The organism is Photobacterium kagoshimensis (assembly GCF_050337045.1).
Lineage (GTDB): Bacteria > Pseudomonadota > Gammaproteobacteria > Enterobacterales > Vibrionaceae > Photobacterium > Photobacterium kagoshimensis.
The window spans coordinates 1-11,404 of record NZ_JAKJSO010000030.1; the positions used below are offsets into that span (position 1 = coordinate 1).

Genomic DNA, 11,404 nt, shown 5'->3' on the forward strand with positions numbered 1-11,404 from the left:
AATGAATACTGATTGAATATCGATAACTAGAAGCTAGTCATGATATTCGAATTGACTGTGCCAAATAATAAGTAAACTTGTTATTTGTATTGGTCACTCAGTTCATTGATGCCAAATTCATTCTTACTTAAAAAGTAACAATGAATAGTTTTGACTATTCATTTCACGAGTGCCCACACAGATTGCATGGTCAAATTGTTAAAGAGCTTTTCTTCGTTGCTTTCGCTCTGAAGAGGTGCGCCATTCTATAGAAACCGAACTGAGTGTCAAACACTTTTTAATAGTTAATTTCTAAGGCATTCACCGTACTAACTCGTCGCCTTTCTTACCTTGTTGGTAAGTCATACTCCGTGTCAGTGAGGCGGCATTATAGAGACTTAGATTCATCTGACAAGCATAAATTCTCAAATATATATCGTTTGCACAGATAGCGACCAACAATGATCATTCTGCTTTTTTTACCATCACAAGACGAAGTATATCCCCTCCCATCGCACGAAAATGACGACGACTAGGTTGCGTGCAACATGCTAATGCTTGCTGCAAAAAAGCTAAGAAGTATGCTTTTTGGCTACGATTATGCTCTGCAATACCTAACACCCAGCGACTATAGCCAGCAATCAATGCAATAGGATGTTGCTTTATTGCGCTCGTATGTCGCCATAAGATCACTTTCATTGCACGAAGTCGACTACCTTGGTCACGACTAATCGCACCAACACGATCAGACACATAATGGCAAAGCACCTGATTAACAATGCCAACAGATCCTCGTTGTGCCAGTTTTAACCATAAATCCCAATCTGAAGCAGATCGTAGTTTTTCATCAAAACCACCGACAGCCATAAGGGCGGCTTTATTCGCAATAACTGTACTCGTGCCAACGACATTCTCGGCAAATATAAGAGGAAACATATCACCTTCAATTAGGTGGAGCTCTTTTTGATTGATGAATGACTTAAAGCGAGGCCAGAACTCAAAGCACCCGATAATTTTGACGTCTTGTTCAGTAACATGCTGATAATCACTAAAACTAAACGTGAGCTCAGGGGATAACTGATGTAGCGCTAATTGATGATGTATCTTTGTGCCTAACCAGTAATCATCTGCATCTAAAAAGGCAATCAGTTCAAACATACAATGAGTGATCGCCAAATTCCGAGCAGCTGACGCCCCTATACGATGACTGTGTATTACTTTTATATCAGTTTGTGCTGAAAGCCACTCACGCGAACCATCTGTTGAACCATCATCGACAACAATTATCTCTGTTTTAACGCTTTGAGTACGAACACTATCAATGGCCCGAGGAAGTGATGACAAGCAATTGTAATTAGGGATAACTACACTCACTCCAATTTCGTTATGCATAACGTTCTCCTTCGCTTATGTCATAAGTAGCTTCAAGCTCATGCAATCTATACGCCAGCAGACTAGTGGCATCAAACTTGTATCTCCCCAACTACAGTCCCTCTTTACATACGGCACTATTAGCAAACTCGATATCCGAACACCTATTTGGGAGGACTTGTCCTCATCTTGATGATCAACTTGCAACGCTTTCTGCATTTTGCAATTTATTGACTGACATTAGGCCAACGTAATGAATGCACCTTTAACCGTACTGATTTATGGAATCGCGCTGATCACAAGCAAATTGATTGGCTTGCTATTGCAACCTTGGGTCACTCAATGGTTAGGCACAACCGAATATGGTCGGCTCGATGTGCTAATTACGCTGATAACTTGTCTATCATTAATAGTGACTTTTGGCATCCCAGATGCCCTTTGTCGCTTTGCTCATGACAGCACGATTAAGAGAGAGGCATTATTAGGTGGGGCATTAACCGTTTTACTTCTTATCTGCGGTGGTGCTTCTTTTCTATTCATTTCAAACATCACAACCATCCAGCAGTGGTTACCGGGATCACCACCTCTGCTATCCCTTTATTGCTTAATGGCTAATTTATGTTTGAATGCAGTTTGTACCGTACCTCTAACTAAACTACGTCTCGCCCACCAGCCCAAACAATTTGTGAGCGCACTACTGCTATTCTCATTTAGCCAAGCAATATTAATCGTACTTCTTGCGCCACGTTATGGCATCAATGGGATTATGGTTGCAGGGCTAATTGGCCAGCTTGGCCAATTTCTGTACCTTTCTCCTCATTTACCCATCCCGAAGTTTTATCAATTAGATCGCTTAATACGCTATGGGCGAGCAATCACCCTTGCAGGACTGTTAGCCTTTATTACATTAGGTATTGAACGCTGGGCGATCGCAGATATGCTGAGTTTGGCTGACTTGGCGACTTATGCCATCGCAATGCAGTGGGCTATGGCGGCAAGTCTGCTCCTTGAACCTTTTGGTTTATGGTGGTTCCCCAAACGGTTTAGTTTTATCAACAACTCAACAGGCATTGCTCACGCTGCGCTCGTCAGTATCAGTGCTTGTCAATTAAGTAGCCTTATTGCTGCGGGCGTTATAACTATTGGTCCACTCTTCCTTACCTATTGGCTACCCAGTGATTTTCATGCAAGCGCAGATATATTGCCAATATTGGCAGCGATGATGATGCTAAAACAAGCATCAACCTATTTAAACATGGGGTGTTATCAGCAAGAGGATGGACGAAGCGTTCTAATGATTAATGTGATCAGCGCAATCGTCGCTGTCGCCATCATTTTTTCTGTCTTACCAATATGGGGGCTTTCCGGCCTACTGGCTGGCGGGGCCAGCCTACAGCTACTTCGACTTGTCCTCTTTTATACATGGAGCCAAAGGTTATTACCGCTTCCCTACCCCAATGCACGTTTACTCATTAGCTATCTACTTATTATATTGCTGCTTATTGCCCACTATTGGGGCGCATTCAGCATCAAATGCTTAATCACACTCACATTATTTACATCCGTTATTTGGCCATGGCGAATCATGTTATGGCAGCAAACTCAAACTATGAGACGCTTATGGCTATAGCAAAGCAGCAGCTGTTGGCCTTCATTTGTAGTCTATTGTTTGTATTCGCTTGGTACAAACAAGGTCATATCGTGCTCGTAGCTGGCGTCTTATTCATGCTGCCCTTTGTCATTAACCAAGCTTTTTGGGTGTGCTTAGGCTTCATTATTTTTTCCTACTTTCGGATCCACGAAGCCTTTCCTGTTCTGATGCCATTCAAAATCCCGCAACTATTAGCGCTAGCGAGTCTTGCTGGGCTTTTCTGGCAACTTTGGCTGAGTCGCGACAAACTCGAATGGCACCCTCTACAAACCTACCTTGTTCTCTTTAGTTGTTGGGTCTTAGTCTGTTGCTTCTTAGCCACCAACCGCAGCGAAGCTTTTACCAACTTTAATGGTAATTTTATCAAAATCCTTATCATGGTTTTTGCGATTGCATGGCTACCCACCAAATTAAGCCAACTTAAGGTTGTGCCTTTTTTCTTGCTCATCAGTGGGCTTGCGATTGCCATACTCGCCATTATGAATAAAGCCAATGGCATCGGTTTAGTTGAAGGCACACGCGTCACTATTAGCCGAGATATAGGCTCCATGCTCGGCGATCCCAACGATCTCGCTTTGGTCTTACAGTTCCCTGTCGCCTTTGCCCTCGCCTATACCTTTAATGGCAAACTCTGGTTACGTGCATGTTGTGCCGTTATTCTGATCACCTTAATCATGGGCGTAATCGCAACGCAAAGCCGTGGCGGACTGCTCGGCATTGGCTGTGGCATTTTCACCATTTTACTTATCAAAAGTCGTTCCTTTGTTTTACCAACCATTATTACTGCCTTTGGTGGAATTGTACTTATTGCCCTAGCAGGGATCAGCGACCGAGCTTCTGGCGGCGCCGCAGAGTCAGGTGTCGATGAGTCGGCCATGGGCCGAATTTATGCTTGGCAAGCGGCATGGCGAATGGCACTCAACCATCCATTTACAGGTGTCGGCCTGGATAACTTCTATTTTAATTACTACCTCTATTCACCGCATTGGGATGGTAAAAATCATGCAGTGCACAGCACTTGGCTCCAAATATTATCTGAAACAGGTTTTGTCGGATTGGTACTATTCCTGCTTATGGTTATAGGAGCATTGAGGTTAAGTTATCAACTGTTACAACGTTTATCTCACCACTTCATGGCTCCCTTTGCACAAGGATTATGGTTAGGGCTACTGTCATTTTGTGTCGGTGGTACCTTTCTTACCCAAGGCACCACTTGGCCTATATATATATTAATCGCCTTATTACTGGCCTTGCACCGACTGACTAGGAAAGTCGAATAACTGAAGGAGACCGCTATGCGTGCACTGCTTAAACAACACTTAACTCCCGTTCAGCTATCTAAATTAAAACAACAGATTCACACTTTTCGTGGCTGTTCCTTTCCTGTGATCCCCTTTTTTCATGCCAGCCTCTATCAAGCCCATCTTTCTTTAAAAAATGTAGTGGCTTGGTGCTTACAAAAAGGTTACTACACCCCGATTTTTCTATCGCAAGTAGATTCTCGGCCAGCGCAACTCCAATTGTATTCCGGCATGCCACAAATCTTAGGCCAACTGCGTATCACTCTCGGTGATGACTGCCGTATCTCTGGTATCTCTACATTTTGTGGACGAGTATGGGGAAATGAAACACCAGAACTAGCGATAGGTAAAAACGTCGACATTGGTTGGCAAAACACCTTAGCAGTGGGCCGCAAGATTCAGATTGATGACAATGTTCGTCTAGCAGGAAAAGTATTTCTCGCAGGGTTCCCAGGGCACCCTATTAATCCTCATGCTCGTGCAGCAGGTGAGCCGGACTTACCCCATCAAATTGGCGATATCCACCTATGCCGTAATGTCTGGCTAGGCACTGGCGTGATGGTAATGGCAGGTGTAACCATAGGAGAAAACAGTGTCATTGCAGCAGGAAGTGTTGTCACAAAAGATATTCCCAGTGGAGTACTTGCGGGCGGTAACCCTGCACGTGTCATCAAACAACTGGAGTACTAATTGATGGAGTTTCTTGTTTTTGGTGAAGACTGGGGACGCCACCCTTCAAGCAGCCAACATATTATTTCGCAACTCATGCAATCCTATCCCGTGACTTGGGTTAACTCGATAGGGTTGCGCCAGCCAAGCATTAATCGACGTGATATAGTACGAATAAAAGAGAAGTTACTCGCCAAATTCAGCGCTAAAAATCCTTCGGTAGATTCACCGGCTAATAGCCAAGAAAACCACCAGCAAACAACGCCCTCTCATATCATTCAACCGTTAGTTTGGCCGTTAGCGCAGCATGCATGGCTGAAAATATTCAATCAATTGAGTCTACAGCGGCAGCTACCTAAAAAACGTTATCAACGCGTTATCTGGACTGCATTACCAAGCGCTATCGATCTATTGCCTATTTGCGACAGTGATTTAGTGATCTATTACTGTGGCGATGACTTTTCAGCGTTAGCAGGGGTGGATCATCACGCCACTGCCACTGCCGAACAGCGCTTAGTGCTTCGGGCGGACTTAGTCTTCGCGTGTAGTCCAATGCTACAAGCTAAGTTACAGCAACTTAGCCCCCATAACCCCGTTATATTACTGCCACATGGTGTTTCGCTTTCGCAATTTGCAACGCCGCAAGCGGCACCTGCCGATATAAACCTGCAACAAACCAGTATTGGTTTCTATGGCAGTATTGATCAATGGTTAGATCAAGCATTACTCAAAGCACTTGCCACACAGCGGCCACGAATTAATTTTTACCTACTCGGGCCAATTAATGCTGATGTATCCACACTGGCTTCGCTTAATAATGTTTACTTCCTCCCCACGCAACCGCATGAGCAACTTGCGCGCTATTTGCAACACTGGGATATGGCAATCCTACCCTTTAAAAACACACCACAAATCCAAGCTTGTAACCCGTTAAAATTACGAGAATATTTAGCCGCAGGTTGCCCTACTATAAGTAGTGATTTCCCTGCCACGCAGCCTTATCGCTCGGTGATAAAAACCGCTACCACCACCGAACAATGGCTACAGGCTATTGATCACTACAGCCTTTGGGGACAAACAGAACGCAACCAATATCAAACTCAAGCTCGTCAACTGATAGCAGCCGAGACATGGCAAGCAAGGGCGAAAGAAGTAACAGATCGCATATATCATCAATTGAAAGATAAACCTGACTAATCAAACAACAACACGGCACTTTTTTTGCTACTACTGAGAGAGGGTAATTCGAATAAATAAAGGGTCAAGCATGCCAAGTACAATCAAACACATCTTACGTGCGAGTTACTTAGGGTTGCTATTACTGAGTGGCTGCGCGACAACCACACAAACAACTCAGCAACTTGAGATCTTTTTTAGCCCAGAGCAAGTCTCACTCAATGTCGAGCAGCAGCGTAAAGTCCAGCAATTCTTTGAAGATAATCCCTACCACCAGCTTGCTGCTTATATTGCCCCTGCGAACCTCAATAACCCTTTTGATTCGCTACTACAAAGCCAAAAGCGGATGCAGGCAATTAACAAAATATCCTCTGCGAAAAACATCCCATTACGCACTGAATTTGCCCCCAAACAACAAGCTGATACCGTGCTACTCAAGAGGCTATAACAATGCGTTCAAGGTTATTTTCCCAACTTTACCCTTTGCTACTGGCCTTGTGGAAACACCGCTATTTAGTGGTTATTCCTATGATCGTGATGCCACTGCTAATGACAGCGGGCACCATGGTGAAAGCTAAACGTTACTATGGAAAAACAACCATCTTGGTGCAAGAAACAGCCATGCTGAATCCTTTCCTTGAAGATCTATCAATTGCGATGAACTTAAAACAAAGGATCAAAGCATTGCGCGTTTTAATCCACAGTAAAAGCGTACTCGATGATGTGGCTGTTCAATCAGGCTTGGCCGATGCGCAAGATTCAGAAGCCATCGCTTATTACTATAAGATGATCAATCAGCAACTCAAGCTTGAGCTCATAGGTAATGACGTTGTTCAACTCGGTTTAACGTGGCATAAACCCCAAGACATCCCTCTGATCCTCAATACAATATCCAGTGTTTTTCTAGAAAAACTTCGCGCTCCAGGACGCGCATCAATCGATAGTTCTGAAGTTTTTCTCCAACGCCAACTCACTGCAACCCAACAAGATTTGGAATATGCCGAAAAAGAGCTCGCTATATTTAAAGCCAATAACGCAGACAACTTACCCCACTTGCAAGGTTCTAATATTCAAAATGATACCCAGCTTAAAACTCTAATTCGAGATACCGAGCTAAAACTGCTTTATGCCAGATCACAACGTGACAACTTATTCGAACGTCTCGCCAGCACAAATCCAGTCATCGGGATGATGGAAGAAAAAATCGTCTTAGCGGAAGCGAAGCTCGCCATCTTACGAGCAAGCTACACCGACAAACATTCATCGGTAAAAGCCTTATTACTAAAGCTTAATCGACTCAAGCAAGAAAGAGCAAAATTGATGAGTTCCCAACAAGCACTGACTCAGCAAGAGATCAGCCAACTTTGGCAACGTATAGCCAGCCACTCGTCATCGAGCGATAGCAAATCGCAACCCATTTTACTCAGCCAATTTGAGAAATTACAACAGGCTGAAAACCAAATTCACGCCCTGAACGAAGAGCTAAAGCTACTCAATAAACAAGCGAACAACGTCAATCAAATGCGGGCTGAATACGCAGAGCTAGAACAGCAGCTCACCACACTACAGCGCAATCATGATGTAAAATCTCGTATTTACAATCGCTTATTTGAACGCTTTGAAATGGCAAAAGTCACAGGCCAACTAGGACGATTTGAAGAGCCCGACAAACTCAAAATCATTGACCGCCCAAGCGTCCCTACCCAACCTTTAAATTGGCCTTGGTGGCTCAACTTTTGCTTAGGTATAGCAGGTGGGCTTGGGCTTGGATTATCGCTCGCTTGTGTAGTGCAACTCTTTGATACACGTTTGTACCAAAGCGCCCATATCACTCGATTAACGAGTGCCCCTGTACTTATTCGTATTCCAAATTTTCAACATGCTATAAATTAAGGAACCGCTATGGAGAATGTTACTTTACAAGTTGTTCAGCACCTTAATCCTGGCGGCATTGAACACTTGGTACTGAATTTATTGCGCTTCTCATCGCCTGGCTATAAACAATATGTCGTGGCACTTGAAGGCAACAAAGCTGACGCGATTCAAGCATGGCCTGAACTGCTTCCCTTTAAAGACCAACTGTTCTTCTTGAATAAACCCATAGGAAAAAGCCTTTCGACTGTCATTAAGCTGCGCAATTTAATCCAAAAACTCAATGTCAGTGTGGTTCATTCTCACCATATTGGTCCGCTGCTGTATAGCCGCCTAGCCACGGTGACAACAAAAATTCGTCATATCCAAACAGAACATGATAGTTGGCATTTGCAGAATGAAAAGCAGCGTCGATTAACCAAATGGTTGCTCAGCAGCAATAAAGTACAGTTGGTCGCAGATGCACCTCGTGTCGCATTACAACTTGAAAAAATACTAGGCCGCCCTGCGGATCATATTATCCTCAATGGCATTGATACCGACTACTTTTCGCCAGGGCATCAGCTTTTTTCTCGTCAGCACTTATGCATTCCTCATAATAAAATAGTGATCGGCTGCGCTGGACGCCTCGTCAAAGAAAAAGGGCTAGATATCGCGATAATCGCACTCACCCAACTCCCAGATGATCACCACCTCGTTATTGCAGGACAAGGCCCTGAGGAGCAAGCACTCAAACAACTCGCCTCACAACACCAAGTTAGCCATCGTATCCACTGGTTAGGCTATTGCAGCAAAATGCGGAACTTCTACCGAGCTATCGATCTTTTTTGTATGCCATCACGCCAAGAAGGCTTACCGCTGGCTCTGCTTGAAGCGCAAGCCTGTGGCAAAAGTGTTGTGGCAACAAAAGTCGGCGGGATCCCTGATCTGCTGTGTCCACTGTCGGGAATACTGGTGGAGCCAAATATCCCTCAGCTACTCGCCAATGCATTAATGAAAGGGTTGAAACACAATAAAGAAGTCAGTATTCACAATGCGCGTTTTGTGCGTGACTGTGCCGATATCAGAACTATGGCAACCCGTTATGAATCAGTGGCTTTCTCGTAAAGGAGTATCATGATGCTGTGGCTTATCGTTATCTTACTAACCGTATTGATCATCTATCATCATATTTTGTATTCCACGGTGATGATTCGTTTAGGTAAACAGCGCACTACCCATGGTCCCGTAGCGCCAACCACTTCTGATCATCATACATTTCCCACTATCGCATTAGTCATGCCCGCGCATAATGAAGCCAATTATATGGCCGCTAAACTAGCGAATATATTAATGCTCGACTACCCAGCAGAAAAACTCTGCGTCAAAATTTGCTGCGATGGCTGCAGCGATAATACGGCAGAGATTATTACAGAGTGGCTGCCCAAATTTGAACAAGCAGGTATCGCACTAGAATGGACAGATAAAAAACAAAACCGCGGTAAACTCGCTCGGCTAAATACCTTAATGACGCAAGCATCGGCAGAATACGATCTCATTGCTCTCAGTGATATCTCTGCGCTCATCTCCATTGATGCGCTTACCCAAGCCGCCCACAGCTTTCAAAATGAAGAGACAGGAGCAATCACCAGTTGCTACTTATTAGCAGAAGCAAGCCAAGGGGAAGTGCAGTATTGGCAATGGCAAAATAATATTCGTTACGCTGAATCCCAATTAGGAAGCGTGATGGGCGGAAACGGTGCTTTCTATATTATGCGTGCATCGCTGTTTACCCCATTACCCGACGACACCATCAATGATGATTTCATGTTACCTATGATGGTAATAAAACAGGGCTATAACGTTTTACTTAATCAAGACATTAACAGTGTCGAGATTTCACCTTCAACAGATCAACAAAACCACCAGCGTCGGCAACGCATTGGCGCCGGTAATTTACAACAGCTGATACGCTGCCGATTTTTATTTTCGCCAAAACAAAAGAAACTAGGCTGGTTGTTTGGCTCAGGCAAAGGGCTTCGCACTATCATGCCTTTCCTATTCGTCGGTTACCTTATCGCCACCTGCGTACTCGCGATGCAAGGCTCTTCACTAGCAATCATACTGGTACTCGGCCAACTGACTGGCTACTTCCTCGCATTACTGCCGGTATGGGGCGTTAAACAGAAATACTTAAGTAAATGGCATTATTTCGTGGGCGGTTACTACTCATCGCTGATTGGAATGATGCGCTATCTCAATGGTCAATTTAAACAAGGGTGGCGTCATCTCCCTCCCCTTCACGATTACCAAGCGCGCTCAACACAATGCTTTAAACGGATTAGCGATCTGGTCCTGAGTCTAATTGGGTTAATAGTCACCTTACCGTTTTGGCCTTTTATCGCCCTACTCATCAAACTTGATTCAAAAGGCCCTGTTTTCTATCGCCAACTGCGGGTTGGTCAAATCAGCGAGCAACATACAGATTTATTTGAAGTCATTAAATTCCGCACTATGACCCACAAAGCCGAGCAAAACTCAGGGGCAGTATGGGCGCAAAAAGATGATCCAAGAGTAACGCGTATCGGCCAATTTTTGCGAACAACTCGATTGGATGAGCTACCGCAATTTATTAATGTCATTAAAGGTGATATGGCGCTGATTGGGCCGCGTCCAGAGCGACCACAGCTTTGTGGTGATTTGCAAAATGCATTGCCATTTTACTTAGAGCGCACTGTCGGTTTACGACCAGGTATTACTGGGCTAGCCCAAGTCAGTCAAGGCTATGATCGCTGTCTGGATGACGTAAAAGAAAAAATAGCCTGGGATCATGCCTACGCCGCAGCACTTGGCTCGCCGTGGCAATGGTTAAAAATGGATACGTTTATTATCTTCAAAACCATTCTGGTCATGGTGACTAAACGCGGCCAATAACCAGCCCCCTTAAGCATACCTTTTGCTCCCAACACTTTAGTCCAACAATTTGGCATACCACTTGAATAGTCCTTATTACCTAACGGAATAGCAATCACGCTATTCCTCACGATAAGACTAATAAGGCACCTGTTCTGATGGTGCTATCACGAGGTTAATATGCCAAATATGACAGAATCAGTAATCGCACTTGCTCTGCAGGATGAATTCGATGCGCATGTTGCCAAACAAATGGAAGACCAATTAGAAGTCCTCAGTAAAACAGAGCATCCCGAGCTCGTTATTGACATGACCAAAGTACAATTTATTGACTCCTGTGGAATTGGTGCCATTGTTTTCTTATACAAACGGTTGAAATGCCGTGGCAAAGCGTTACGCCTACTTAACGTTAACGGCCAACCTCGCCAGCTGATTGTAATGTTACGGATTGACAAAGTGATCCCACTGATCACGACAGCGGAGCTGAATTAAT

10 protein-coding genes are annotated in these 11,404 nt (G+C 44.3%); 9 read left to right on the forward strand and 1 reads right to left on the reverse strand.

Annotated elements, in window-relative coordinates; all coding sequences use genetic code 11:
* Positions 1-444: 444 nt before the first annotated feature.
* Positions 445-1,371: a glycosyltransferase family 2 protein gene (locus L4C35_RS21915; RefSeq protein ID WP_428464876.1), complete on the reverse strand. Its 927-nt coding sequence runs from the start codon at positions 1,369-1,371 to the stop codon at positions 445-447.
* A 232-nt stretch (positions 1,372-1,603) separates the two neighbouring features.
* Between L4C35_RS21915 and L4C35_RS21920 the strand changes: the two genes are divergently transcribed.
* The 9 genes from L4C35_RS21920 (at position 1,604) to L4C35_RS21960 (ending at position 11,403) form a co-directional block, all read left to right on the forward strand.
* Positions 1,604-2,980 (forward strand): lipopolysaccharide biosynthesis protein, encoded by a 1,377-nt coding sequence (locus tag L4C35_RS21920; RefSeq protein WP_428464877.1) that lies wholly within the window; start codon positions 1,604-1,606, stop codon positions 2,978-2,980.
* Complete coding sequence (locus L4C35_RS21925; RefSeq protein ID WP_428464878.1) at positions 2,971-4,281, forward strand: O-antigen ligase family protein; 1,311 nt, start codon at positions 2,971-2,973, stop codon at positions 4,279-4,281. The genes L4C35_RS21920 and L4C35_RS21925 overlap by 10 nt, the downstream gene beginning before the upstream one ends.
* 15 nt (positions 4,282-4,296) lie before the next feature.
* Complete coding sequence (locus L4C35_RS21930; protein WP_428464879.1) at positions 4,297-4,992, forward strand: acyltransferase; 696 nt, start codon at positions 4,297-4,299, stop codon at positions 4,990-4,992.
* A 3-nt stretch (positions 4,993-4,995) separates the two neighbouring features.
* Entirely contained in the window at positions 4,996-6,168 is a 1,173-nt protein-coding gene (locus L4C35_RS21935; protein ID WP_428464880.1) for a glycosyltransferase, read from the forward strand.
* A 70-nt stretch (positions 6,169-6,238) separates the two neighbouring features.
* Positions 6,239-6,595, forward strand: a complete 357-nt coding sequence (locus L4C35_RS21940; protein ID WP_428464881.1) for a hypothetical protein — start codon at positions 6,239-6,241, stop codon at positions 6,593-6,595.
* A 2-nt stretch (positions 6,596-6,597) separates the two neighbouring features.
* Positions 6,598-8,040: a GumC family protein gene (locus tag L4C35_RS21945; RefSeq protein WP_428464882.1), complete on the forward strand. Its 1,443-nt coding sequence runs from the start codon at positions 6,598-6,600 to the stop codon at positions 8,038-8,040.
* Between the two features lie 9 nt (positions 8,041-8,049).
* Entirely contained in the window at positions 8,050-9,126 is a 1,077-nt protein-coding gene (locus L4C35_RS21950; protein ID WP_428464883.1) for a glycosyltransferase, read from the forward strand.
* 9 nt (positions 9,127-9,135) lie between these two features.
* Positions 9,136-10,932 carry a sugar transferase gene (locus L4C35_RS21955; RefSeq protein WP_428464884.1) on the forward strand — a complete coding sequence of 599 codons (1,797 nt, stop codon included), beginning with the start codon at positions 9,136-9,138 and terminating at the stop codon, positions 10,930-10,932.
* 159 nt (positions 10,933-11,091) lie between these two features.
* Positions 11,092-11,403 carry an STAS domain-containing protein gene (locus L4C35_RS21960; protein ID WP_428464885.1) on the forward strand — a complete coding sequence of 104 codons (312 nt, stop codon included), beginning with the start codon at positions 11,092-11,094 and terminating at the stop codon, positions 11,401-11,403.
* Position 11,404 lies beyond the last annotated feature (1 nt).